Origin of the sequence: Nonomuraea sp. H19, assembly GCF_052068215.1 — a bacterium.
In the GTDB taxonomy this organism is placed as follows: Bacteria; Actinomycetota; Actinomycetes; order Streptosporangiales; family Streptosporangiaceae; genus Nonomuraea.
Map to the genome: position 1 here is coordinate 362,578 of NZ_JBQHCV010000004.1, position 24,043 is coordinate 386,620.

Sequence of the window (24,043 nt, forward strand, 5' to 3'; positions counted from 1 at the left end):
TGGTGGCCCGTTTGCCGAACGGGACGATTGAGGGGTACGGGAAGCAGTGACGACGGGGAACTCCGACAGCGGCCTCGCCGCGAGGCGGGATCGCGGGAAGCGGTCGCTGCCACGCCTTGGCCTGCGCAACTGGCGCGTGCGGTGGCGGCTCACCGCGCTCATTCTGGTGCCGACCATCGCCGCCGTGGTGCTCGGGGGAGCCCGCGTGGTGGGATCGGTCCAGAGCATCGGCGACTACGACCGCACGGCCACCTCCGCCGAGCAGGCCGGCCGCATCCGCGACCTCGTGCAGGCCATCGGGCTGGAGCGCGACACCGGAGGCTGGATCGGCGCCAGCCGCGCGATGCGCAAGTCGCTGGCCGAGCCGCTCGCCCAGCGCAAGGCGGCGGTCGACACGCTGGTCAAGACCGTCCGCACGGACCTCGACGCGATCGACGAATCCTACGGCCCGCGTGTGGTGAAGGCCGCCGACGAGGCGCGCTCCGACCTGAGCCGGCTGCCGCGGATCAGGGCCGAGGGCCAGACCAACACCATCCAGTACGACTTCCTCACCGACAGCCTCCTCGCGCTCCACGACGAGCTGAGCCTCATGTCCGACGACTCGCGGATCATCGGCCAGTTCCGCGCCCTGAGCGCGCTCGCGTCGGCGAAGGAGGAGGTCTCGCGCCAGCGCGTCCAGCTGATCCAGGCCTCCTACGACACCCGGAACGTCGACGCCAAGGACGTCGAGCAGTTCATCGCCTCCAACGCCCGCGAGCAGAGCGACATCGCCACCGTCGGCACGGAGGCGGGCGTCGAGATCGGCCTGGCCCTGTCCAAGACGCTCACCTCCAGGCCCGAGTACGTCGGTGTCCAGCTCACCAAGTCCCGCGCGATCACGCTGGCCAGCGGCCGGGCCCCCGGCGTGCGGATCACCGACAACCTGATCTCCGCCAGGGCCAGCCGCGAGCAGTGGTTCGAGGACAACACCGCGGTCATCGAAACCTTCAAGGGGATCGAGAAGGACCTGGCCGCCGAGGTGAACCTGCGCAGCAACGAGCTGCGCGAGTCCGAGATCCGCAACGCGATCATCGCCGGTGCCCTGATCCTCGCGCTGCTGCTGCTCGTCCTGCTGCTCACCGTGGCCATCGCCCGCTCCATGGTCGGCCCGCTGCGCAGACTGCGCACCGAGGCGCTGGAGATCGCCGGCTTCCGGCTGCCCGACGTGGTGCATCAGCTGCGGGTCAACGGCGATGCGGCGGTGAGCGACGTACAGCCGATCGAGATCGACGGCAACGACGAGATCGGCGAAGTGGCCAGGGCCTTCGACCAGGTGCACCGGCAGGCCGTGCGCCTGGCGGGCGAGGAAGCGGAGCTGCGCGGCAACATCAGCTCGATGTTCGTCAACCTCTCGCGCCGCACCCAGACGCTGGTCGAGCGGCAGATCTCGCTGATCGACGGCCTGGAGAAGGGCGAGCAGGACGGCACCCGGCTGGCCGACCTGTTCAAGCTCGACCACCTGGCCACCCGCATGCGCCGCAACTCCGAGAACCTCCTGGTCCTCGCCGGTCACGAGGCCACCCGGCGGCGCACCCAGCCGGCCAAGCTGGTCGACGTCGTACGCGCCGCGCTGTCGGAGGTCGAGGGCTACGAGCGCGTCCAGGTCCGGGTGCACCGGGCGACCTCCGTGCTCGGCAGCTCCGCGAACGACCTCGTCCACCTCGTCGCCGAGCTGGTCGAGAACGCCATCCAGTTCTCCCCGAGCAACTCCCAGGTCACGGTCACCAGCAGCCTCATCGAGGGCGGCGCCGCGCTGCTGTCGGTGAGCGACACCGGCATCAGCATGACCGAGGACGAACTGGCCGAGGCCAACCGCCGGTTGGCCGAGCCCCCCGTCGTGGACGTGTCGGTCTCGCGGCGCATGGGCCTGTTCGTGGTCGGCCGCCTGGCGCTGCGGCACGGCATCAGGGTGCAGCTCAGACGGGGCGAAGGCGGCGGCCTGATCGCCATGGTGCTGCTGCCGCCCGCGCTGATCACCGACGGTACGCAGCAGCCGCTGCCGCAGCGTCCGGCGTTCGGCGGCGGGACCGCGCCCGCTCCGGCGGCCCCCTCCACGCCGAACGGGTCGTTCCGGTCCTTCGCCAGCTTCGACTCTTTCAACGCCGGACCGCCCCTGGGTCCCCCCGGACCGCGGCCGCACGACAGCACACCCGGTACGCCCAGGCACACGTTCGACAGCACGCCCGGTACGCCTCCCAGGCCGACCTTCGACGGCACGCCCGGTACGCCTCCCAGGCACACGTTCGACAGCGCGCCGGGTACGCCTCCCAGGCCGACCTACGACAGCGCGCCGGGTACGCCTCCCGGGTCGACCTTCGACAGCACGCCGGGCTCACCCAGGCCGGCGTTCGGCTCCTTCGCCTCCGACCCCGGGAGGGCGGGGGTGAACGGCTTCACCGCCGACACCGACGGCGGTTCCTACCGCAGGCAGCCTGCGTCCTTCGACTCCGGCGCCTTCTCGCCCTACCCCAGCGCGGGCTCGACCCCCTCTGGTAATGGTGCGTTCCAGACGCCGCCGTCGTACTCCACGAACGACGTGCGCAGGCCGGACCCGACGCCCTCGGTCGAGGTGTCGCCGATGGAGCCGGAGCAGGACGAATACCTGCCGATCTTCGCGTCGGTGGAGTCCGCCTGGTTCCGCAGGCCGGCCGAGGAGCGGCCGCCGCAGCCGAAGGCCGATGGTGAGGCCAACCCCGTGCAGGCCGTACCCTCTGGGGAGGAATCGTGGCGAACGGCCGCCGACGCCGGATGGCAGGCGGCGGCCAAAGCCAGCGAGCCGAGCCTCGGCGGCATCACCGCCGCCGGGCTTCCCAAGCGCACCCCCAAGGCCAACCTGGTTCCCGGCACCGCAAGCCAGCCCCCGCAGCTACAGCAGCCGCAGCGGCAGGCGCCGGCGCCCCCGGTCTCACCGGATCGGGTACGCAACCGGTTGTCGAGTTTCCAGCAGGGTGTGCGACGGGGCCGCCAGGAAGTACGTGGACAGGAGGAACAAGAGTGAGTAAGCGTCCCGTCGGGGAGGATGCGTGACAACCCTTAGCCATGAGGCGCACAGGTTTGACTGGCTGATCACCGACTTCGTACGTAACACGCCCGGAGTCGCGCATGCCGTCGTGGTCTCGGCGGACGGCCTCTGTCTGGCCAGCTCGGAAGGCTTCCCGCCGGACCGGGCCGACCAGCTGGCGGCGGTTTCGGCCGGGCTGCTGAGCCTGACCGTGGGCGCGTCCAGGGTGTTCGAGGGCGGCGCCGTGACGCAGACCGTCGTCGAGATGCAGCGTGGTCTGCTCCTGGTCATGGCGATCAGCGACGGCTCCGTGCTCACGGTGCTGGCGGCGCCGGACTGTGACATGGGCCTGGTGGCGTACCAGATGACGCTGCTGGTGGACCGGGCGGGTCAGGCGCTCACGCCGGCCCTGCGCGCAGAGCTTCAGGCAGCCAGGGCTCGGTGATGTGATGGACCTGATGGGAGCGGGCCGTGTACGGCACTGACGGGGCCGGGGACGAAGAGCCTCTGTTCCGTCCCTACGCGGTGACCGGCGGCCGTTCAGAGCCGCGTTATCACCTCGCTATGGAGACGTTGGTCTCGTCGATGTCGGTTCCGGACGACGTGATGGTCATGCTCACCCCTGAGCAGGAGGCCATCATGCAGCTCTGCAGAACGTTCCGGTCGGTCGCCGAGATCTCGGCCCTGCTCCGCGTCCCGCTGGGGGTGGCCAGGGTGCTCGTGGCGGACATGTCCGACGAAGGGCTAGTCCGCCTGCACCAGCCACGCCTCAGCCAGGGACAGCCAGACCTCAACATGCTCGAAAGGGTGCTCAGTGGACTACGCAGGCTCTAGCCCCGGGCTTACGTCGACGAAGATCGTCGTCGCCGGTGGCTTCGGCGTCGGCAAGACGACATTCGTGGGGGCGGTGTCCGAGATCCTCCCGCTCACCACGGAAGCGGTGATGACCGACGCGTCCGCGGGCATCGACGACCTTGGGCTCACTCCGCACAAGCAGACCACGACCGTCGCCATGGACTTCGGCCGGCTCTCGCTCGACCGCGACCTGATCCTCTACCTGTTCGGCACCCCCGGGCAGCACCGGTTCTGGTTCATGTGGGACGACCTGGTGCGCGGCGCGATCGGCGCGGTGGTCCTGCTCGACACCCGCCGCCTGGCCGACAGCTTCCCCGCGATCGACTACTTCGAAGAGGCCAAGCTGCCCTTCGTGATCGGCATCAACGGCTGGGAGGGGCAGTTCCCGCACACTGACGACGAGGTCAGGGAGGCGCTGGCGCTGTCGCCGCACGTGCCGATCGTGCGTACGGACGCCCGCGACCGCGGCTCGGTCAAGGCGACGCTGATCGCGCTCGTGGAGCACGTCGTACGCCTGCGCGCCGCCCCCGTTCGCTGACTCCAGGGCACGTCGGGCGATTTCGTGCCCGTGGTCGTGAGCAGCATGAGCGGGGGCCTCGAACATGTCTCGCACCTTGCCGCCGTCGCCCGGAACCCGGCGATGTCGCCGCACGGTCGCGCTGTCGGAGGCTCAGCGGTCGAGGCGCTGGTAGAGGCGGACCGACAGGGCGAAGAACACGACGGTGATCGCCACCGGCCAGGCCACGGCCATCAGGACCGCGTGCTGCGCCACCCACGAGTCCCCGCCCCAGCCCGGATTGCCGAACAGCTCCCTGGCCGCCGCCACCGTCGACGACAGCGGGTTCCACTCCGAGATCGCGCCCAGCCAGCCCGGCATGGTCTCCGGGGCGACGAAGGCGTTCGACAGGAACCCGATCGGGAACTCCAGCGCCTGGATCGCCACCACCGCGCCCGGGTCCTTCGTGAGCAGTCCCAGATACATGCCGGCCCACAGCAGCGAGAAGCGCAGGAGCAGCAGCAGGCCCACGGCGCCCAGCGCGCCCGGCAACGTGGCGGGCCGCCAGCCGACCGCCAGGCCGCAGGCCAGCAGGGCGGCCAGGACCAGAACCGAGTGGAGCAGGTCGGCGAGGGCGCGGCCGATCAGCACGGCCGAGGGCGCCATGGGCATCGAGCGGAAGCGGTCGGTGACGCCCTTGGAGGCGTCGGTGGTAATGGCGATCATGGTGGCGCTCAGGCCGAAGAGCATCGTCATGCCGTACATGCCGGGCATGAGGAAAGTGAAATAGTCCGCCCCTTCCGGGACGTTGACCGCGCCGCCGAACAGGTAGCCGAAGGCGAGGGTGACCACCACGGGGAAGACGACCCCGAACACCACCGTCATCGGCTGGTTGACCCAGTGGATCAGGTCGCGCTTGGCGACCGTCCAGCCGTCTGCCAGCGCCCACCACAGCCGCCGCTCGTTCGCTGAAATCACCGTCATTTCGCGCTGCCTCCGGTGTTGGTGAGGTTCAGGAAGACTTCATCGAGCGTCGGCCGGCGCAGCGCGACGTCTTCGGCCTCGATCCCGGCCACTGACAGAGCCGCGAGCACCTCGGTGAGCGCCTGCACCCGCTCGCTCACCGCCGCGGACACGTGCCTGGTGTCGCGGTCGACGTCGGCGGGCCCCGACGTCACCCGGCCGACGATCCCGGCGGCCTCCGCCAGCCGCTCCGGGTCGTGAATCACCACGTCGAGGCGGTCGCCGCCGAGCTTGGCCTTGAGCTCGTCCGGCGTGCCCTCGGCCACCACCCGGCCCGCGTCTATCACCGAGATGCGGTCCGCGAGCTGGTCGGCCTCCTCCAGGTACTGCGTGGTCAGCAGCACCGTGGTGCCGTCGGACACCAGGTCGCGCACCGCGCGCCAGATCTCCGCACGGCTGCGCGGGTCGAGCCCCGTCGTGGGCTCGTCCAGGAACAGCACGGGCGGCGCCAGGATCATGCTCGCCGCGAGGTCGAGCCGGCGCCGCATGCCGCCCGAAAGCTCCTTGGCCGGGCCCTTGTGCGCCAGCCCGAACCGTTCGAGCAGCTCGTCCGCCCTGGCCTGGGCCGCCGCCGCGCCCAGGTGGTGGAGGCGGCCGAACAACTCCAGGTTCTGCCGCCCGGTCAGCAACTCGTCCACCGCCGCGTGCTGGCCGACCAGGCCGATGTGGCGGCGTACCTGGCGGGGCTGGGTCGCCACGTCGAACCCGGCCACCTCCGCGCGGCCGCCCGTGGGCCGCAGGAGCGTGGTGAGGATGCGGACCGTCGTGCTCTTGCCGGCGCCGTTGGGGCCGAGCAGGCCGTGGACCGTGCCCTCGCCCACGTCCAGGTCGACGCCGTCGAGCGCCGGCTTTTCGCCGTACGTCTTGCGCAGCTCGCGCGTGAGTACCGCTGACATGCTGCCCTCCTTCGTTCGTACGCTGTACCGTACAAGATACGATTCAGGGCGGCAACCGTACGGTGTACCGTACGAATGTGATGGTTGAGTATTCGGGAAAGGGTGACCCGGCGCGCAGCCTGGCGCTGCTCTGGCGCACCAGCGAGCGGGCCAGCCGCAAGGGCAAGCCGGAGCTGAGCGTCGACCGCATCGTGCGCGCCGCCATCGAAGTGGCCGACGCCGAGGGGTTGCAGGCGCTGTCCATGCGCCGCGTGGCCGAGCGGCTGGGCGTGGGGACGATGTCGCTTTATACGTACGTGCCGGGCAAGCCGGAGCTGTTCGACGTCATGCTCGACACCGTCTACGGCGAGACCGCCAGGCTGGAGGACGTTCCGGGAGGCTGGCGGGGCAGGCTGGAGCAGATCGCCAGGGAGAACTGGGCGCTCTACCTGCGCCACCCCTGGCTGCTCCAGGTGGCGGCCAACCGCCCGGTGCTGGGGCCGAACGTCACCGCCAAGTACGACTACGAGCTGCGCGCCGTGGACGGCATCGGCCTGACGGACGTCGAGATGGACTCGGTGATCACCTTGATCACCGGTTTCGTGCACGGCACGGCGCGGGGCGCGGTGGAGGCCGCGCAGGCCGAGAGCCAGACGGGCATGAGCGACAAGCAGTGGTGGGCCGCGCACGCACCCTTCTTCAGCCGCATCGCCGACGCCGGCCGCTTCCCGACCGCGGCCAGGGTGGGCCAGGCGGCGGGCGAGGAACTCAACGCCGCCTACAGCCCGGAGCACGCCTTCGAGTTCGGGCTGCAGCGGGTGCTCGACGGCATCGAATCCTTGGTGAACAGCCGCGCGGCCAACCCATGAAGGCGGTCTGTCCGATCGGGCCGAACGCACAGGGACGCTTGCCCACGTCGGCTGGACGTCGGTTGCGGATACCGTGAAATGTCGGTGACCAGAGCCAAAGATGTCGGTCCTGCGTGCCGTGAAATGTCGGTTCCCCCTCTGTAGAATGTCAGCTCTATGGATGGGAGGTTCTCTTGGATTTTGTGCCTCGACGAATTGTCGATCACGCGCTGGAGTTCCTGGCGGCGTTCAGGGTGATGATCATCAATGGGCCTCGCCAGTCCGGGAAGACCACACTGCTCCGGCAACTCGAGGCTTGTCGTGGCGGCACGTATCTGACTCTGGATGACGGCACGCTCCGTGCCGCCGCGCATGCCGACCCAGAGGTGTTCGTGGCCGATGGGCCCAGGCCGATGATGATCGACGAGATCCAGCGAGGCGGCGACGATCTGGTGCTGGCGATCAAGTCGGCGGTCGACCGTTCGGCGGGGCGAGGGCAGTTCGTGCTCGCTGGTTCGACCAGGTTTCTCGCGACTCCGTCGCTTAGCGAGTCTCTGGCCGGAAGGGCGGTCATCATTGACGTCTGGCCCTTCGCCCAGCAGGAGCTGGCCGGCGGTGCCACGTCCTTCCTCCAGAGAGCGTTCGAGGAGCCGGAGTCCTTCAGGACGACGGAGCACAGTTCGTACGGCAGAGCGGACTACTTCGATCTCATCGCGCGCGGCTTCTATCCCGAAGTCGTGGAGATGCGGTCCGAGCTTGCTCGCGCCGAGTGGTACAGCGCCTACGTGCAATCCATCATCGATACCGACATCCGGGAGATGGCGAAGATCGATGAGCCTGGCAACCTGCGGCAGTTGCTGAGGCTCGCAGCAGCCTCCACGGCCCAGGAGCTCAATGTCGTCAAGACCGCCAGCGACCTTGGGCTCCACCGTACGACGGTCAGTCGCTACCTTGGCCTGCTTGAAACGGTCTTTCTGGTGCAGTCGCTGCCCGCATGGTCGCGCAATCTGAACGCCAGGGCCGTGCGGCGGCCCAAGGTGCACATCACCGACACCGGACTCGCCGCGCATTTGCTGTCGGTGGACGCCGAAGGGCTGGGAGCGCGCATCGCACCCGCGCGTGGGGCGCTCGTGGAGACCTTCATCGCCAACGAACTGGCCAAGCAGGCGACCTGGTCACCGTTCCGGCTGAATCTCTTTCACTGGCGGGTCAGTCAGGGGGCAGAGGTCGACCTCGTGGTCGAGCGGACCAACGGGCGTGTGATCGGCGTGGAAGCCAAAGCCACAGACGCTGTGGACCTCAAGGATTTCAAGGGCTTGAGCACGCTCAGAGACTCCCTGGGCGATCAGTTCGTTCATGGATTCGTGCTCTACACCGGGCGGCGTTCGCTCGCCTTCGGCGATCGGCTGACCGCACTGCCGATCAGTGCCCTGTGGGACAGGTAGGAGGCCCGGTCATGATGCTCGCCGCCCTGGGGAGCACGCTCCGGCTCAGCGGGGGATCCAGTCCTTCCAGACGATCTTGTTTTCCCGGACCCAGCGCTGGGCGGCCTGCTCGGCGGACATCTTCTCGTTGATCATGTCGCTGGCGACCGCGTTCTGGTCGTCGTTGGTCCAGGTGAAGTTGCGGACCAGCTCGTACGCCTTGCCGCCGTTCTCCGCGAACCGCCGGCTGACGATCTTGTCGAGCAGGTACGGCGGGTAGTCGCAGGCGACCTTCTTCGGGTCGGCGTCGCAGCCCACGGCGTACGGGGGCAGCGCCACCTTCACCAGCTTGACCTTCGTGAACAGCCATTGCGGTTCGTAGAAATACATGAGCAACGGCGTCCGTTTTCTCGTCGCCTCCTGCGCCGCCTTGATCAGCGCCGCCTCACTGCCCGAGTAAACGACCTTGTAATTGAGCCCGAGATTCTTGACGAGCGCCTCGTCATGGGTGACGAACGTCGGATCCCCGTCCAGAATCTGCCCGGCATTTCCGGTCTTGTCGGTACGGAAGAGATGTGCGTACTTATTGAGATTTCGGTAGTCCGTAATTCCGGGATATCGTTTGACCATCCACTCGGGAACGTACCAGCCGATGATGCCCTTGTTCCCCGTGAGGCCGGCCGACAGGGCGACTCCCTTCTCCTCGATGAACTCCTTCTTCAGAAGCGGATGACCCCAGTTCTCGACGATCAGGTCGACCTTGCCGGATTCGAAATCCCGCCAGGAATCGTCCTCCTTGATCTCCCGTTTGTTCACCTTGTAGCCCAGCTCGTGCTCGAGCAGGTACGCCAGCACGGCGGCCTGGGCCTCGTACCCGATCCAGGCGTGGATGTCGATGTTGACGGTGCCCTTGGACACGGCGGCGGGGTTGGGCGCCTCGCCGGAGCAGGCCGCCAGAAGCAGGGCCGCGACCAGCGGCCCGACGAGCGTCTTGATGCGCATGAGGGGTTCTCCGCGACCGCGGCCTCGGTGGATGAGGCCGCGGTCATTAGAGGGGGTCAGGACAGGGTCACTTGGGGATCCAGGCCTGCCACTTGGCGGTGTTGGCCTCGACCCACTTCTTGGCGGCCTGCTCGCCGGTCATGCCGTTGTTGGTCATGTCGTCGGCGACGGCGTTCTGGTCCTCGTTGGTCCAGGTGAAGTTCTTGACCAGGTCGTAGGCCTTGCCGCCGGAGTCGGCGAACTTCTTGCTGACGATCTTGTCGAGGTCCATCTCCGGGTAGTCGCAGGCGACCTTCTTCGGGTCGTCCTGGCAGCCCTCGGTGTAGGCGGGCAGGTTGACCCGGACCAGCTCGGTCTTGCTGAACAGCCAGTGCGGGTCCCAGAAGTAGAACAGCAGCGGCTTCTTCTGCGTCTGCGCCTGCTGGGCTCCCTTGATCAGGGCCGCCTCACTGCCGCCGACGACGACCTTGTAGTCCAGCTTGAGGTTCTTGATCAGGGCGTCCTCGTTGCTGACGTAGGACGGGTCGCCGAACAGCAGCTGGCCCTTGTCGCCCGACTCGGAGGTCTTGAACAGCTCGGCGTACTTGTTGAGGTTCTTGTAGTCGGTGATGTCCGGGTACTTCTCGGCCATCCACTTGGGGATGTACCAGCCGATGACGCCCTTGTTGCCGGTGGAGCCGGCCACCACCGCGGTCTTCTTTTCGTCGATGAACTTCTTCTTCAGGTCCGGGTGGCCCCAGTTCTCGATGATGACGTCGACGTCGCCGGTCTCGAAGCCCTCCCAGGCCAGCTGCTCCTTGATCTCGGGCAGTTCGACGTTGTAGCCGAGCTCGTTCTTCAGCAGGTACGCGACCACGTTCGCGCTGGCCTCGTAGCCCACCCACGGGTTGATCGCGATCTTCACGGTGCCCGCGGTGCTGCCGCTGGAGCCGGCCTGCGGGGCGGCGGAGGAGCTGGGGGAGGTTTCGACCTTGGCCCCGCCGCAACCCACGGCGGCGATGCCAAGTGCGAGGAGGCCTGCGAGCAGGCGTATCTTCATGTCAACTTCCTCTTTCGGGGGGAAGGACGCCTGTCGGCGCCCTGCGTGATGCGGTCGAGCATGACTCCGAGCAGCACGGTCGCGATGCCGGCCACGAAGCCCAGTCCGAAGTCGGTGCGCTGGGAGAAACCGAGGACCACGTCGTAGCCGAGCGCCCCGGCGCCGACGAGGCCGCCGACGACCACCATGGCCAGCGTCATCACGATGCCCTGGTTGGCCGCCAGCAGGATGGCCTGCCTGGCCATCGGCAACTGCACCTTCCACAGGAGCTGGCCCCGCGTGGACCCGGCGGCCGCTGCCGCCTCGACGACCTCGGCCGGCACGGCCTTGATGCCGTCCTCGACCAGCCGGACCACCGGCGGCACCGCGTAGATGATCGAGGCGAAGATCGCGGTGAATCTGGTGGTCTCGAACAGCGCCAGCGCCGGCAGCAGGTAGACGAACGCGGGCATGGTCTGCGCGGCGTCGAGGACCGGCCGCTGCAGGGCCGAGTAGCGCGGCGAGCGGGCCGCGGCCACCCCCAGCAGCAGGCCGATGAGCAGGGTGACCAGCACCGCGACGGCGACCGTGGTCATCGTCCGCATGGTGTGCTCCCACGTGCCGAGCAGCGCGATCGCCAGCAGGCAGCCGAGTGCGATCAGCGCCGGGCGTACGCCGCTCACCCGCCAGGCGCCGAGCAGCACCGCCAGCGCGACCAGCCACCACGGGGCCGAGGTGAGCACGCTCTCCAGCGGGTTGAGCAGGGCGTTGGTGGTGAGGTCCTTGATGAACGTCGTGACCGGATACCAGCTCGTCTCCGCCCAGAGGACGGCGGCGTTCACCTCGGCGACCAGGTTGATCGTCCAGTCCTCCGGCCACACGCGCGGCAGCACGGGGATGAGCGCGAGTCCGGCCGCCGCCAGCGCGCCGGCCGCGACGAGATCGACCCTGCCGAGCCCGGCGTGCGGGCCCCGCCTGGAGACGGCCGTCATCATCCGGTCCAGCATGACCGCCATGATCACGATGGCCACGCCGGCCGGGAGCATGATGCCGACCTGCGCGCGCGACAAGCCGCTCATGATGTCGCCGCCCAGGCCGGGGGCCGAGATCAGGTTGGCGATGACCACCATGGACAGGGCCATCATGATCGTCTGGTTGACCGCCAGCGCCATCGTGGACCTGGCCAGCGGCAGGTAGACCTTGAACAACGTCTGCCGGCCCGTCGCGCCCAGCGACGCCGAAGCCTCGACCGCGGTGGGGGAGACCTCTGAGACGGCGAGGGCGGTGATGCGGATGGCCGGCGGAATCGCGTAGATCATCGTCGCGATCGCCCCGGCCGGCGCGCCGATGTGGAAGAACAGCGCCAGCGGCGCCAGATAGGCGAACGTCGGCATGATCTGCATGACGTCCAGCACCGGTGTGATCGCCCGCCGCACGCGGTCCGAGAGCCCCGCCCAGACGCCCACCGGAATCCCGATCGCCAGCGACAGCAGCACCGCGACCGACACCAGGGCCAGCGTGGCGACGCTCGACTCCCACAGCCCGAGGAACCCGAACGCGCTCACCCCCGCGATCGCCGGCAACGCGATGCGCCAGCCGCCGGCCAGCCAGGCCAGCGCGCCCATGACGCCGGTGATGCCGGGCCAGCCGAGGGCGTACAGGACGGTCAGGAACAGGTCGTAGAGGCCGCCGACGAAGAGCCTGACGTAGTTGAGGAAGTACAGGAAGAGCGGGCTCTCGTTCCTGTTGTCGTCGATCCACTCCCGCAGTTCGGTGATGGCCAGGAACTGCGGCGCCTCCTTGTCGTGCGGCAGCGTCCCCGTGCCGCGGAAGACGAGGTACGCCGCCGCGAACAGGACCGTCACCCCCACCGGCGCCGCCCACCTGGGCACTCTCAGCCCCGAGGGCGTGCTGACAGCCGTGGCGCTCATGCGCCGGCCCGCACCGGGACGTCCTGTCCGGACAGGAACGTCAGCAGGTCCACCCGGTCCACGACGCCCACCAGCGTGCCGCCGTCCACGACCCGGATCGGGCGGGAGGAGGCCGAGGCGGCCGCGATGGCGTCCTTGATGACCGTGCCGGCCGGCAGTTCGGGCCCGTCCAGCGGCTCGCCGGGCTCGGGGGCGCGGCAGATCCAGCGCAGCGTCAGCACGTGGCTCCTGGGCACGTCGCGGACGAAGTCGGCGACGTAGTCGTCGGCCGGCGCGCCCACCAGCTCCTCGGCGGTGCCGAGCTGCACGATCGCGCCCGCCCGCATGATCGCGATCCGCTCGCCCAGCTTGAGCGCCTCGGCCAGGTCGTGCGTGATGAACACCATCGTCTTGCCGACTTCCCGGTGCAGACGGATCACCTCGGCCTGCATGTCACGCCTGATCAGCGGGTCGAGCGCGCTGAACGGCTCGTCGAACAGCATCACCTGCGGATCGACCGCCAGCGCCCTGGCCAGGCCGACGCGCTGCTGCATGCCGCCGGAGAGCTGGTCGGGGTAGGCGTCGGCGTACCCGTCCAGGCCGACGAGGGAGAGGATCTCCGCCGCCCGCGCGTGCCTGGCCGCCTTGGCGGTGCCCTGGATCTCCAGGCCGTACGCGACGTTGTCGACGACCTTGCGGTGCGGTAACAGGCCGAAGTGCTGGAAGACCATGCTGACCTGGTGGCGGCGGATCTCGCGGAGCCGGGCGGGAGTGGCGCGGCCGATGTCCTCGCCGCCGATCCTGATCTCGCCGGCGGTGGGGTCGATGAGCCGGGTGAGGCAGCGTACGAGGGTGGACTTGCCGCTCCCGGACAGGCCCATGACCACGAAGACCTCGCCGGGGCGCACCTCGAAGCTCACGTCTCTGACGGCGGCGGTGCAGCCGGTCTTCTCTCTCAGTGCGGCGGGTTCGAGCTGCCGGTCCTCGCTGTCCAGCACCTTCTTCGCCCTGGACCCGAAGATCTTCCAAAGCCCCGCAACGGTGATAGCCGCGCTGTCGGGAGAAACCCCCACACTCGCCTCCTCGATTGCCGGGGCTCAACATATGTCGGGAATAACAAGATTCTCAACGCCGTGACCTTCTGGAGATCGGTGTGCTTCTCATGCGTTATTCGCTTGAATCGATTAAATCGCCCATAGTTTCACATTTAGTGCGTTAAAGGCTTATTTCGCGCTATGTTGATCAGCATATGGAGCCCCAGCTTTCTTCACATCAGTCACAGCACTCGAATTTTGCCGCGTTATGTTCGGTTGGCCACTGGACGCGGGATGTGTTCCAATTACCCGGCACTTGCTGATTTCCCCTGGGGACACAGCACCCCTCAAATACGCCGATTCGGGCGAGGTGCGTTCGGTGAGTACAGAGCTGGGCGAGAGGCAGGCCAGTAAGGGCAACTGGCGCCTGCGCAATTGGCGCGTCCGGGCACGTCTCGTCGCCCTCATTCTCATCCCGACAGCCGCCACCTTGCTGCTGGGCGGCATCCAGGTGGCCGGCTCGACCACCGCCGCCGGCGACTTCGCCAGGACGAACCAGCTCGCCGTGCTGTCCGGGGAAGTAGGCGCCCTCACCCACGTGGTGTCCGCCGAGCGGGCCACGACCGCGTGGTACATCGCGCGTGACCGCCCGGCATCCAGGCTTCCCGAGGTGCGGAACCAGATGGCCATCGTCGACCAGGCCGCCACGAAGGTACGCGGCACCGCCAGGCAGCTGATGGCCGAGGTCACCGGCCGGACCGCCGACCAGATCGAGAACCTGCTCAACCGCCTGGACGACCTGGCCGCCCTGCGCAAGCAGGCGCTGGACGCCAACCTGCTGCCCGGCCCCGCCGTCGAGCTCTACACGACGGTGATCAACGACCTGCTGTCCGTCCACAACGAGCTGATCAAGGGCAGCGCGGACGACGAGTTGTTCCGCCAGACCCGCATGCTCGACGGGCTCGCCCGAGCCAAGGAGAGCGTCTCCTACCAGCAGGCACTGGTCACGATCGTGCTGGTCGAGGGGGCGTTCGATCAGGACCAGCTCGAGCGCTTCCTGGGTGAGCAGTCCAAGGAGGCCAACGAGCGCAAGGGCTTCGCCGCCGAGGCCACCGCCGAGGAGCGCCGCTACTTCGACGAGACCGTCAACGACAACTCCGCCGAGCGGATGCTGTTCCTGCGCGAGCTGGTGCTGATCAGGGCCACGGAAGGGCTGCCGCTGCGCGGCCTCGACCTGGGCAAGCGCGATGACGCCAAGGAATGGTTCGACGCCGCGAACGTGGTCGTCGACTCCATGCGCAAAGTCGAGGAGCGGCAGGCCCAGGGGATCGTGACACGCAGCGAGAGGCTCAGCGCGGAGGAGCGGCAGCGGGCGTTCGTGACCGCGGTCGCCGTGCTCGCGCTGCTCGTGGCCGTCCTGCTGATCACCACCGGGGTCGCCAGGTCGCTCGTCCGGCCGTTGCGACGGCTGCGCGGCGAGGCTCTGGAGATCGCGGGCAAGCGGCTGCCGGCCTTCGTCCAGCACCTGCGCGAGTCGCGCGACGGCGCGGTCGACGCCGAGGTCCCGCCCATCGGGATCTTCTCCAAGGACGAGGTCGGCGAGGTCGCCCGCGCCTTCGACGAGGTGCACCGCGAGGCCGTGCGGCTGGCCGGCGACGAGGCGCGGCTGCGCTCCAACGTCAACGCCATGTTCGTCAACCTGTCCAGGCGCAGCCAGACGCTGGTCGAGCGGCAGCTCACGCTGATCGAGAAGCTGGAGCGCGGCGAGCGCGACGACGCCCGGCTCGGCGACCTGTTCAAGCTCGACCACCTGGCCACCCGCATGCGCCGCAACAGCGAGAACCTGCTGGTCCTGGCCGGCCAGGAGGCGGCGCGCAAGTGGAGCGAGCCGGTCGAGCTGATGGACATCGTGCGTGCGGCGCTCGGCGAGGTCGAGAGCTACGACCGGGTGAGCATCCAGGTCCAGTCGGACGTCGCCGTCGCGGGGCAGGCCGTCAGCGACGTGGTCCACCTGCTCGCCGAGCTGATCGAGAATGCGGTCTCGTTCTCCTCGGGGGACACCAAGGTCGTCATCTCCAGCAGCCGCATCGACGGCGGCGCGCTGTTGCTGTCGGTCGCCGACCACGGCTTCGGCATGAGCCAGGAGGAGCTGGCCGAGGCCAACTGGCGGCTGGCCAACCCGCCGGTGGTGGACGTGTCGGTGTCGCGGCGCATGGGTCTGTTCGTGGTCGGCCGGCTGGCCCTGCGGCACCGCATCAGGGTCCAGTTGCGTCACCAGGACACCGGTGGGCTGACCGCCATGGTGCTGGTCCCGCCCGTGCTGCTCGCCGCCGTGTCCGGTGCGGAGCTCCAGCTCGGCGTGTCCACGCCCGCCACGCAACAGCTCGCCCCGCCGCGGCCCGGCCCGCGGGCGCAGCTGCCGGCGCAGGCCGGCGCGCCGCCGATGCCACCTTTCGCCGGGCACCCGTCGTTCGACCTCGCCCCTCCGGCGGCCGAGCCGTCGTCGTGGTTCAGCGCGCCGCGTACGCATTCGACCGAGTCGCCGGAGCCGGAGCCGCACGATCCGGCGCGCGCCTATCCCTCCTTCGCCACGCCCATCCCCTCCCATCCCACGCCGGCCAAGGACGAGTTCCTGCCGATCTTCGCCTCCGTCGAGGACAGCAGCTGGTTCAGCAAGCCGACGCCGACGGCCGACTATCGGGACCCGGCCTGGTCGTCGCCGTCGGACCAGGGGGATCCGGCCTGGTCGTCGCCGTCCGGTCAGGGGGATCCGGCCCGGTCATCGTCGTCCGACCAGGGGGACCTGTCCTGGTCATCGTCGTCGGGCCAGCGGGATCCGGCCTGGTCATCGTCGTCCGACCAGGGCTGGCAGGCCGCCGACGCTTCCGTGGAGCCCACCCAGGGCGGCCTCACCGACTCAGGCTTGCCGAAACGGACTCCGAGGGCCAATCTGGTACCGGGCACCGCAAACCCGAAGCCGCCGCCCGCTCCCGCTCCCTCGCTGTCCCCTGACCAATTGCGCAACAGGCTGGCCAGCTACCAGCAGGGCGTGCGCAAGGGTCGCTCAGAGCTCGAGGAGGGCTGATGAAGGAGCTGAGCCAGGCGGCCAGGGACATGAACTGGCTGATCAGCAGCTTCGTCGAAGAGGTCCCCGGCGTGGCGCACGCCGTGGTCGTCTCCGCCGACGGCCTGCCCATGGCGTTCTCCCGAGGCTTTCCCGAGGACCGCGCCGATCAACTGGCCGCCATCGCGGCGGGGCTGGTCAGCCTCACGCAGGGATCGGCTCGGGTCTTCGAGGGCGGAGGGGTCACCCAGACCCTCGTCGAGATGCAACACGGGCTGCTGCTGTTGATGTCGATCAGCGACGGGTCCTCACTGGCGGTGCTGGCCGCGCCGGACTGCGACATGGGGCTGGTCGCGTACCAGATGACGATCCTGGTCGAGCGGGCAGGACAGGTGCTGACGCCCGCCGTGCGAGCTGAGCTGTCCGCGGCCCGCACGCTCTGAGGCGGGCACCTTCTGATGGGAGCAGACGTTGGCATCGTGGCATAACGGGGAGCCGGAGCGCAGCTCGCTGGTCCGGATGTACGCCGTCACAGGGGGCAGGACCGTTCCTCGCACGAACCTCGCCATGGAAGCACTGGTATCGTCGGCGACCTCCGCACAGCTCGGCACGACCTACGCCCGCGAATACCGCGCGATCAGTGAGTTATGCCGCCAGGTGCGGTCCGTGGCGGAGATCTCCGCGCTGCTGAGCGTACCGCTCGGCGTCGCGCGGGTGCTGGTCGCCGACATGGAGGCGGATGGGCTGGTCAAGGTGTACCAGCCGCAGTTGGAGGCGGGCCTTCCCGACAAGGGCCTGCTCGAAAGGGTTCTCAGTGGACTTCGCAGGCTCTAGCCGGCTCACCTCCACCAAGATTGTCGTGGCGGGCGGGTTCGGCGTAGGGAAGACCACGTTCGTGGGCGCAGTGTCCGAGATCATGCCGCTGACCACCGAAGCGGTGATGACCGAGGCCTCGGAGGGCATCGACCACCTCGATCACACGCCCGGCAAGACCACCACCACCGTGGCCATGGACTTCGGCCGGCTCACGCTCGACAGCGACCTGATCCTCTACCTGTTCGGCACTCCCGGGCAGCACCGGTTCTGGTTCATGTGGGACGACCTCGTACGCGGGGCCATCGGGGCGGTGGTGCTCGTGGACTCGCTACGGCTGTCGGACAGCTTCCCCGCCGTCGACTACTTCGAGGAGTCGGGGATGCCGTTCGTGGTCGGGCTGAACGGCTGGAACGGCGATTTCCCGCACATCGAGAGCGAGGTGCGCGAAGCCCTGACGCTCTCGCCGCACGTCCCGATCGTCCGTACGGACGCGCGCGAGCGGCAGGCGGTCAAGAACACGCTCATCACGCTCGTGGAGCACGCCGTCGCCGTGCGGCCTCACTGAGCCATCCACCAGTACGCGGCCACCAGCTCCGCCACCAGCGTCTCGGTCAGCAGGGCGACGTCCGGCTCGTCGTCGAAGGCGTACCGGATCGCGGCCGTCGCGTCCTTCACCTCGGGGCCCACGGTGACCACCGTGGACCCGCGCTGCCGTACCCAGTCCATGGCCTGGGCGTCGTAGCGGGAACCGGGGAAGAGCAGGGCGCGGTAGTCGAGGGTCTTGGTGAGGTAGACGTCGACATGCGACCAGTCGCCGCTCTCGCAGGCGTCGGCGGGGCGGCGCGGGCCCTCGCGGAACATCAGCGCCGACTGCTCGGCCGACGACAGCCGCTCGGCGGGGGCGATGGTGTAGACGCCGTGAGGGCCGTCGAGCAGCTCCATGACCAGCGGGAGCCACTCGTCCCTGCGGTCCAGGAGGTCGGCCGTGGCCTCGGCACTCCGCCTGATCAGGGCCGGGACGCCGGTTTCCGCCCCGGTGAGCCGGGCCTCCAGGGCCAGCAGGAGCGCCAGGGTGTGCTGGAACGTACGGCAGGCCACGCCGCCTCGCTCCTCGCCCGCGCGCATGTCGATCACCAGGTCGGCCGCCTCGGCGAGGGGTGACCCGGGTGCGTTCGTGAGGGCGGCCACCACGCTCGGGCCGCCGGCGTGGCGTTCCACGGCGTCCAGGGTCTCCCTGCTGGCGCCGGTCGCCGAGATCGGGACGACCAGCGTGTCCTTCGAGGACGGGTACGTGGCCGCCGCGGAGGCGTAGTCCGCGTACGCGTCGACGCCGGCCGCCCGCAGGCGCAGGGCGGCCACCCCGGCGGCGTAGCGGGAGCTGCCCATGCCCAGGAACAGGACCCTGCTGATGCCCTCGGGGAGCCGCTGGAAAGGGTCTTCTGCGGTCAGCGCGTCGGCCAGTCCGGCCAGGGCCGCCGGCTTGGACTCCAGGTCGGCCAGGTAGAGCTCGGGATTCATGCGGCGGTCTTCTCCTCGGGATACCAGATGCGCAGGACGCCCATGGGGGCATAGCGCCAGCGGGGGAGGTGGCGGGCGGCGTAGATCAGCTCGCGGCACTCCTGTTCCACCTCGAACGGCCGGATCAGGGTCTCGTCCAGGAGGTCCGGGCGGTCGCGTTCTCTCAGGCGGGCTTTGTAGGCGATGAGCAGCGCGGCGCGGGCCCCGGCCGCCCAGGCCGCCGCTGGTCCGGGTGGCGCGTCTCTTCTCTTGATCGCCACTTGGGCCACGTGCTCCAGGCTCGTGGTGAGCTGAGCCACGTCTCTGGCCGGTGGCTGGTGGGTTTGCCGGTCGGCGACCGTCGGGTTGCCGTCGAAGTCGATGACCGCGTAGCCGTCGCGCCACTTCAGGATCTGGCCTACGTGGAGGTCGCCGTGGATCCTGATCCGCGGGGTGGTGATGGGATTGGTCAAGGGGGCCAGCTCACGTCTGAGGCGCTCGACCCTGGTGACCAGCCAGCGGCCGTCTTCGCCGTCGGTGAGCTCCAGCGCCTCGGCGAGCGCCGTCGCCGCCCGCGCCGCCGCGTCCGTGACACCGGAATGCCCCGCGCCGGCGCCGGAGAGCGGGTCGTCGTGCGGGGGGAAGGCGGACAGGGCGAGGTGGAGGTCGGCGGTGAGGCGGCCCAGGTCGGCGGCGAAGGACGTCGTGCCGGACACCGCCTCGTCCACGCACCACTCCCAGCCGTCTCTCGCCTCCGGCAGGTAGCCCGTCACCAGGGCCAGGAGGCACTCGCGGCCGTCCAGCATCCCGGTCACCGCGGCGTAAGGCGGCGCCGTGTCGTTGAAGCCCGACTCAACGAGGTGGGCGAGGATCTCCGGCGTGGGGTGGGGCAGGGGCATCGGCGGGGTGAACCACTTGACGACCACTTTTTCGGACACCACCACCGAGTAGTTCGTCTGGTCCACGTGCGCCCCGAAATCCCGCTCAGCCGGGACCCCAGTGTAGAGATCACCAGGGTTGTGCGAGAGGGTGGGCAACTGGCGGAACCGGCGCACGGCGAACCCCGGCGGCGGGTCGCTCTCCAACGCCGTCACAAGTGCGGTGGTGAGACCGCGATCTCGCGCTGTGAGGGGCCTCTCACCCAGGGAGATCAGCCGGCCAGCTATTGAATCCCACTTCAACACAAAACCCAAACTTCCAGGTAGTAATATAGGCCAAAGTCTTGCTCATGTTGATTTGTCCTGCAACACTCCTGGTTTGGTCTGCTGTGTCCTGTAAGGTCGCGCGACCCCTCTTACATCGCACATTCAGAAGGAGTAGCGGCCTTGTCCCGTATCCGGTTCACCCGTCGTCTACCGGTTGCCGTTGCGGTGGCCGGACTCGCGCTTGCCGTCACGGCGTGCGGCGGTGAGTCGTCGAACAGCTCAGAAGGTACGACCGCGGCGGCGGCCGACCAGCTCAAGCCCAACGCGGACCTGACGAAGCAGACGCTCAATGTGACGGTCTGGGACGGTTACACGCCCGCGGAGCTTCCTGCGAAGGTCAAGGAGAAGCTCAAGGTCAAGGACATGAAGATCACGCTGCACGCCACCAACGAGGAGGCGATGGCGAAGCTGACCGCCTCCGGCGACAGCGGCATCGACGTGGCGTTCGTGTCCGGCCAGTACGCTCAGGCGCTCAACGAGCAGGGCCTGCTCGAGCCGATCCACGCCGAGCTGATCCCCAACCTGGCCAACCTCTACCCGGAGGCCACCCAGCTCTCCTACGACAAGGGCAACAAGTACTCGGTGCCCTACACCTGGGGCACGACCGGCATCTGCTATCGCACTGACCTGGCGAAGACCCCGGTGGAGAGTTGGAACGATCTTCTCAAGCCGCCCGCCTGGGCCGAGAAGAAGGTCACCATGATGACCACCGAACGCTGGCTGGTTCTGCCCGCGCTCAAGGCACTCGGCTTCTCCGTCAACACCACCAAGGACGACGAGATCGCCAAGGCCAAGGAGCTGCTGCTGGCGGCCAAGCCCCACCTGCTCAGCTACGACGACACGACGTTCGGCGACAAGCTGAAGTCCGGCGAGGCCGCGATGGTCGAGGCGTGGGACGGCTGGTGCCCGACCACGGACCCGAAGGGCAACATCGCCTTCAAGGTGCCGAAGGAGGGCAGCGACCTCTGGGTGGACACCATGGTGATCATGAAGTCCTCCAAGAACAAAGAGGCCGCGCACGCCCTGATCAACTACATCCTCGACCCCGCGATCCACAGCTGGGCGGCCGAGAACATCAACTACAAGGTCCCCAACAAGGCGGCCATGGAGCGGGTGCAGGTCCCCAAGGGCTCGCTGCTCGGCATCAAGCCCGCAGAGCTGCTCAACGGTGAGTCGATCATCGACCTGGGTCCGGCGTCCACGAAGTACTCCCGACTGCAGACCGAAGTCACGGCGCAGTCCTAGTCGCGGTGAAGTCTGAGATCAAGGCCCGGCCGGCGGCCCGTTCGCGGGGACGCCGGCTGGGCGCGTTCGTTTTCCTGTCGCCGGGGCTGACTTACCTGCTCGTGCTGCTGGTGGTGCCGCTGGCACTGGTGCTGAGCTACACCGTCTTACAGCGCGGGCGCTTCGGCGGCGTGGTGTACGAGTTCACCACGGAGAACTTCACCCGCCTGATCGACCCGCTCTACCTGAGCGTGCTGGGCGGCTCGCTGAAGCTCGCTGCCCTGACGACGGTGATCGCGCTGCTGGTCGGCTACCCGACGGCCTATGTGATCGCCCAGTTGCCGCGCAAGTGGAAGACGGTCGCGCTGGTCGCGATCGTGCTGCCGTTCTGGACGAACTTCATCATCCGCGTCTACGCGTGGATCATCCTGCTCAGCGGTCCAGGGCTGGTCAACAGCGGGCTGAAGGCGCTCGGGCTCGGGCCGTTCGAGCTGCTCTACAACGAGGGCACGATCGTCACCGGGTTGCTCTACTCGTACCTGCCGCTGATGGTGCTGCCGCTGTACGCGGCGATCGAGCGGCTCGACCCGCAGCTGCGGGAGGCGTCGGCGAACCTGGGGGCCTCGGCGTTCACCACGTTCCGCAAGGTCACGCTGCCGCTGACGATCCCGGGTGTGCTGACGGGATGCCTGTTCGTGTTCGTGCCCAGCTTCGGCAACTTCGTCATCCCGGAGATGCTCGGAGGCAACAAGTCCACCATGGTCGGCAACCTGATCCGCACCCAGTTCCTGTCGGCGCGCGACTGGCCGTTCGGCGCGACGCTGGCGCTGGCTCTCATCGCGGTGCTGATCGTCTTGCTGATCGCGCAGGCATGGGCGGCCCGCCGTGCGTAGGTCCAGGCTCCTGTACGTCCCGTTCTGGGCCACGTACGCCTTCCTCTACCTGCCGATCGCCGTGCTGGTGGTCATGTCGTTCAACGCCGGCGAGTCGGCGTACACGTACGAGGGGTTCAGCCTCAAGTGGTACGGCGAGCTGGCCGGCGACGAGCGGGTCAGGGAAGGCGTGGTCAACACGCTGATCGTGGCCGTGGGCTCGACCGCGATCGCGACCGTGCTCGGCACGATGCTGGCCGTGGGGCTGGCCAGGTACTCCAGGTCCAAGACCCTCGACGCCATCGCGCTGATGCCCGCCGTGCTGCCCGACCTGGTGCTGGCGATCGGGCTGCTGATCTTCTACGGGATGATCCAGCTGACGCTCGGGCTGTACTCGGTGGTCCTCTCGCACGCGCTGTTCTCTATGGCGTTCGTCGCCGCGGTGGTGCGCACGCGGCTCACCAACAGCGACACGTCGCTGGAGGAGGCGTCGCGCGATCTGGGCGCCGGGCCCGTGGCCACGTTCATGAGGATCACGCTGCCGCAGCTCGGGCCGGGCATCGTGGCGGGCGCGCTGCTGGCGTTCACACTGTCGCTGGACGAGTTCGTGATCGCCTTCTTCACGATCGGCAACGCCGAGCCGACGCTGCCGATCGTCATCTACTCGATGATCCGATTCGGGGTCACCCCGAAGATCAACGCGCTGGCCGCGATCCTGCTCCTCGTGAGCTTCACGGCGGTGATCGCCGGGCAGCGAATGACCAAGATCGGGGAGTCCCGTGCTCAAGATTGACGGCGTCACCCGCAGGTTCGGGAACGTCACCGCGCTCGACGACGTCTCGTTGCAGATCGACCAGGGCGAGTTCTTCGCCCTGCTGGGGCCTTCCGGTTGCGGCAAGACCACGTTGCTGCGCATCATCGCCGGGTTCGAGTCGCCGGACGCCGGCACGGTGACGCTCGACGGCGACGACCTGCTGGCCAAGCAGCCGAACCGGCGGCCGATCAGCCTCATGTTCCAGTCGTACGCGCTGTTCCCGCACATGACCGTGGCCAAGAACGTGGCGTACGGGCTGGAGCGGGAGCGGCTGCCGCGCCAGGAGATCAAGCAGCGGGTCGGCGAGGTGCTGGAGACCGTCGGCCTGTCGGCGCACGCCGGGCGCAAACCCGCCCAGCTGTCCGGCGGGCAGCGGCAGCGGGTCGCGCTGGCTCGCTCCATCGTCAAACGGCCCCGCCTGCTGCTGCTCGACGAGCCGCTTTCGGCCCTGGACAAGAAGGTCCGCGCGGACATGCAGCTGGAGCTCAAGCGGCTGCAGCACGAGGTCGGCATCACGTTCGTGGTCGTCACGCACGACCAGGAGGAGGCCATGTCGCTGGCCGACCGCATCGCGGTCTTCGACAGCGGCCGCGTCGTCCAGGTGGACCAGCCGGTCCCGCTCTACGAGCGGCCGTGCTCGCCGTTCGTGGCCGACTTCGTCGGCGCCAACAACCTCTTCCACGGCACCGCCAGCGGGCTGGACGCGCTCAAGAGCGACGAGTTCGGCATGCTGGCGGGCAAGCCCCTGGCGGAGCTGTCGGCGGGCACCCCGGCGCTGCTGGCGATCCGTCCCGAGAAGGTCGAGCTCGTGGACGAGAACGCCGCCAGAGGCATGCAGGGGGCCGTCCTGGACGTCAGCTTCTACGGCGGCGTCTCGCACATCTCCGTGGACGTGCCGGGGCACCCCAAGCCGGTGCTGGTCGCCGTGCAGGGGGCCAGCGCGGTGCAGGCGGGCGCCAAGGTCAAGGTGCGATGGAAGGCCGAGGACGCGGTCATCATGGGGGTCGCCCCATGAGGCCCGGGTAC

22 protein-coding genes are annotated in these 24,043 nt (G+C 68.7%); 14 read left to right on the forward strand and 8 right to left on the reverse strand.

The annotated features are described in order from the left end of the window. Positions 1-46: 46 nt before the first annotated feature. Genes ACTMTI_RS11045 through ACTMTI_RS11060 form a run of 4 tightly spaced genes read left to right on the forward strand, consistent with a single transcriptional unit; the run spans position 47 to position 4,433 of the window. Positions 47-3,037, forward strand: coding sequence for a nitrate- and nitrite sensing domain-containing protein (locus ACTMTI_RS11045; RefSeq protein WP_441120111.1), 2,991 nt, complete (start codon positions 47-49; stop codon positions 3,035-3,037). A 25-nt stretch (positions 3,038-3,062) separates the two neighbouring features. After that, positions 3,063-3,485 (forward strand): roadblock/LC7 domain-containing protein, encoded by a 423-nt coding sequence (locus ACTMTI_RS11050; protein ID WP_441120113.1) that lies wholly within the window; start codon positions 3,063-3,065, stop codon positions 3,483-3,485. A 26-nt stretch (positions 3,486-3,511) separates the two neighbouring features. Beyond that, on the forward strand, positions 3,512-3,874 hold the full coding sequence (locus ACTMTI_RS11055) for a DUF742 domain-containing protein (RefSeq protein WP_441120114.1): 363 nt from the start codon (positions 3,512-3,514) through the stop codon (positions 3,872-3,874). After that, positions 3,855-4,433, forward strand: coding sequence for a GTP-binding protein (locus tag ACTMTI_RS11060; RefSeq protein ID WP_441120116.1), 579 nt, complete (start codon positions 3,855-3,857; stop codon positions 4,431-4,433). Before ACTMTI_RS11055 ends, ACTMTI_RS11060 begins: the two co-directional genes overlap by 20 nt. Before the next feature lie 132 nt (positions 4,434-4,565). On the opposite strand, the gene ACTMTI_RS11065 is transcribed toward ACTMTI_RS11060, so the two are convergent. Beyond that, a complete protein-coding gene (locus ACTMTI_RS11065; RefSeq protein WP_441120118.1) occupies positions 4,566-5,375 on the reverse strand; it encodes an ABC transporter permease in 810 nt (269 codons plus the stop codon). Then, positions 5,372-6,310 (reverse strand): ATP-binding cassette domain-containing protein, encoded by a 939-nt coding sequence (locus ACTMTI_RS11070; protein ID WP_441120120.1) that lies wholly within the window; start codon positions 6,308-6,310, stop codon positions 5,372-5,374. The genes ACTMTI_RS11065 and ACTMTI_RS11070 overlap by 4 nt, the downstream gene beginning before the upstream one ends. 77 nt (positions 6,311-6,387) lie before the next feature. Here ACTMTI_RS11070 and ACTMTI_RS11075 point away from each other — a divergent pair, with 77 nt between their 5' ends. Beyond that, entirely contained in the window at positions 6,388-7,158 is a 771-nt protein-coding gene (locus ACTMTI_RS11075) for a TetR/AcrR family transcriptional regulator (protein WP_441120122.1), read from the forward strand. 182 nt (positions 7,159-7,340) lie between these two features. Then, positions 7,341-8,582, forward strand: a complete 1,242-nt coding sequence (locus tag ACTMTI_RS11080) for an ATP-binding protein (RefSeq protein ID WP_441120283.1) — start codon at positions 7,341-7,343, stop codon at positions 8,580-8,582. A gap of 45 nt (positions 8,583-8,627) precedes the next feature. On the opposite strand, the gene ACTMTI_RS11085 is transcribed toward ACTMTI_RS11080, so the two are convergent. From ACTMTI_RS11085 to ACTMTI_RS11100, 4 genes are all read right to left on the reverse strand, one after another. Further along, the gene (locus ACTMTI_RS11085) at positions 8,628-9,563 is read right to left on the reverse strand and encodes an ABC transporter substrate-binding protein (protein ID WP_441120124.1); all 936 of its coding nucleotides are present in this window, start codon (positions 9,561-9,563) and stop codon (positions 8,628-8,630) included. 67 nt (positions 9,564-9,630) lie between these two features. Continuing rightward, positions 9,631-10,602 carry an ABC transporter substrate-binding protein gene (locus tag ACTMTI_RS11090; RefSeq protein WP_441120126.1) on the reverse strand — a complete coding sequence of 324 codons (972 nt, stop codon included), beginning with the start codon at positions 10,600-10,602 and terminating at the stop codon, positions 9,631-9,633. Further along, positions 10,599-12,512 (reverse strand): ABC transporter permease, encoded by a 1,914-nt coding sequence (locus tag ACTMTI_RS11095; RefSeq protein ID WP_441120127.1) that lies wholly within the window; start codon positions 12,510-12,512, stop codon positions 10,599-10,601. The genes ACTMTI_RS11090 and ACTMTI_RS11095 overlap by 4 nt, the downstream gene beginning before the upstream one ends. Continuing rightward, complete coding sequence (locus ACTMTI_RS11100; RefSeq protein WP_441120129.1) at positions 12,509-13,564, reverse strand: quaternary amine ABC transporter ATP-binding protein; 1,056 nt, start codon at positions 13,562-13,564, stop codon at positions 12,509-12,511. The genes ACTMTI_RS11095 and ACTMTI_RS11100 overlap by 4 nt, the downstream gene beginning before the upstream one ends. A 340-nt stretch (positions 13,565-13,904) precedes the next feature. Between ACTMTI_RS11100 and ACTMTI_RS11105 the strand changes: the two genes are divergently transcribed. The 4 genes from ACTMTI_RS11105 (at position 13,905) to ACTMTI_RS11120 (ending at position 17,970) form a co-directional block, all read left to right on the forward strand. Beyond that, positions 13,905-16,610: a nitrate- and nitrite sensing domain-containing protein gene (locus ACTMTI_RS11105; RefSeq protein WP_441120130.1), complete on the forward strand. Its 2,706-nt coding sequence runs from the start codon at positions 13,905-13,907 to the stop codon at positions 16,608-16,610. Further along, entirely contained in the window at positions 16,610-17,032 is a 423-nt protein-coding gene (locus ACTMTI_RS11110; protein ID WP_441120132.1) for a roadblock/LC7 domain-containing protein, read from the forward strand. The genes ACTMTI_RS11105 and ACTMTI_RS11110 overlap by 1 nt, the downstream gene beginning before the upstream one ends. 76 nt (positions 17,033-17,108) lie before the next feature. After that, positions 17,109-17,423, forward strand: coding sequence for a DUF742 domain-containing protein (locus ACTMTI_RS11115; protein WP_441120284.1), 315 nt, complete (start codon positions 17,109-17,111; stop codon positions 17,421-17,423). Continuing rightward, the gene (locus tag ACTMTI_RS11120) at positions 17,404-17,970 is read left to right on the forward strand and encodes a GTP-binding protein (protein ID WP_441120134.1); all 567 of its coding nucleotides are present in this window, start codon (positions 17,404-17,406) and stop codon (positions 17,968-17,970) included. The genes ACTMTI_RS11115 and ACTMTI_RS11120 overlap by 20 nt, the downstream gene beginning before the upstream one ends. On the opposite strand, the gene ACTMTI_RS11125 is transcribed toward ACTMTI_RS11120, so the two are convergent. Both ACTMTI_RS11125 and ACTMTI_RS11130 read right to left on the reverse strand, forming a co-directional pair. Then, positions 17,964-18,923, reverse strand: coding sequence for an SIS domain-containing protein (locus ACTMTI_RS11125; RefSeq protein WP_441120136.1), 960 nt, complete (start codon positions 18,921-18,923; stop codon positions 17,964-17,966). The genes ACTMTI_RS11120 and ACTMTI_RS11125 overlap by 7 nt on opposite strands. Next, positions 18,920-19,996, reverse strand: coding sequence for a hypothetical protein (locus ACTMTI_RS11130; RefSeq protein ID WP_441120137.1), 1,077 nt, complete (start codon positions 19,994-19,996; stop codon positions 18,920-18,922). Before ACTMTI_RS11130 ends, ACTMTI_RS11125 begins: the two co-directional genes overlap by 4 nt. A gap of 231 nt (positions 19,997-20,227) precedes the next feature. On the opposite strand from ACTMTI_RS11130, the gene ACTMTI_RS11135 reads away from it, so the two are divergent. From ACTMTI_RS11135 to ACTMTI_RS11150, 4 genes are read left to right on the forward strand one after another with little or no spacing between them, the layout of a single operon-like run. Then, positions 20,228-21,352, forward strand: a complete 1,125-nt coding sequence (locus ACTMTI_RS11135) for a polyamine ABC transporter substrate-binding protein (protein ID WP_441120138.1) — start codon at positions 20,228-20,230, stop codon at positions 21,350-21,352. 5 nt (positions 21,353-21,357) lie between these two features. Continuing rightward, complete coding sequence (locus tag ACTMTI_RS11140) at positions 21,358-22,224, forward strand: ABC transporter permease (RefSeq protein ID WP_441120140.1); 867 nt, start codon at positions 21,358-21,360, stop codon at positions 22,222-22,224. After that, positions 22,217-22,996 (forward strand): ABC transporter permease, encoded by a 780-nt coding sequence (locus ACTMTI_RS11145; protein ID WP_441120142.1) that lies wholly within the window; start codon positions 22,217-22,219, stop codon positions 22,994-22,996. Before ACTMTI_RS11140 ends, ACTMTI_RS11145 begins: the two co-directional genes overlap by 8 nt. Beyond that, positions 22,983-24,032: an ABC transporter ATP-binding protein gene (locus tag ACTMTI_RS11150; protein ID WP_441120144.1), complete on the forward strand. Its 1,050-nt coding sequence runs from the start codon at positions 22,983-22,985 to the stop codon at positions 24,030-24,032. The genes ACTMTI_RS11145 and ACTMTI_RS11150 overlap by 14 nt, the downstream gene beginning before the upstream one ends. Positions 24,033-24,043 lie beyond the last annotated feature (11 nt).

Excerpts from the sequence above, each read along its gene's own strand:
- ACTMTI_RS11070 (WP_441120120.1), bottom strand. The coding sequence starts at position 6,310 with ATGTCAGCGGTACTCACGCGCGAGCTGCGCAAGACGTACGGCGAAAAG.
- ACTMTI_RS11095 (WP_441120127.1), bottom strand. The coding sequence starts at position 12,512 with ATGAGCGCCACGGCTGTCAGCACGCCCTCGGGGCTGAGAGTGCCCAGG.
- ACTMTI_RS11125 (WP_441120136.1), bottom strand. The coding sequence starts at position 18,923 with ATGAATCCCGAGCTCTACCTGGCCGACCTGGAGTCCAAGCCGGCGGCC.
- ACTMTI_RS11115 (WP_441120284.1), top strand. The coding sequence starts at position 17,109 with ATGTACGCCGTCACAGGGGGCAGGACCGTTCCTCGCACGAACCTCGCC.
- ACTMTI_RS11065 (WP_441120118.1), bottom strand. The coding sequence starts at position 5,375 with ATGACGGTGATTTCAGCGAACGAGCGGCGGCTGTGGTGGGCGCTGGCA.
- ACTMTI_RS11085 (WP_441120124.1), bottom strand. The coding sequence starts at position 9,563 with ATGCGCATCAAGACGCTCGTCGGGCCGCTGGTCGCGGCCCTGCTTCTG.
- ACTMTI_RS11110 (WP_441120132.1), top strand. The coding sequence starts at position 16,610 with ATGAAGGAGCTGAGCCAGGCGGCCAGGGACATGAACTGGCTGATCAGC.
- ACTMTI_RS11090 (WP_441120126.1), bottom strand. The coding sequence starts at position 10,602 with ATGAAGATACGCCTGCTCGCAGGCCTCCTCGCACTTGGCATCGCCGCC.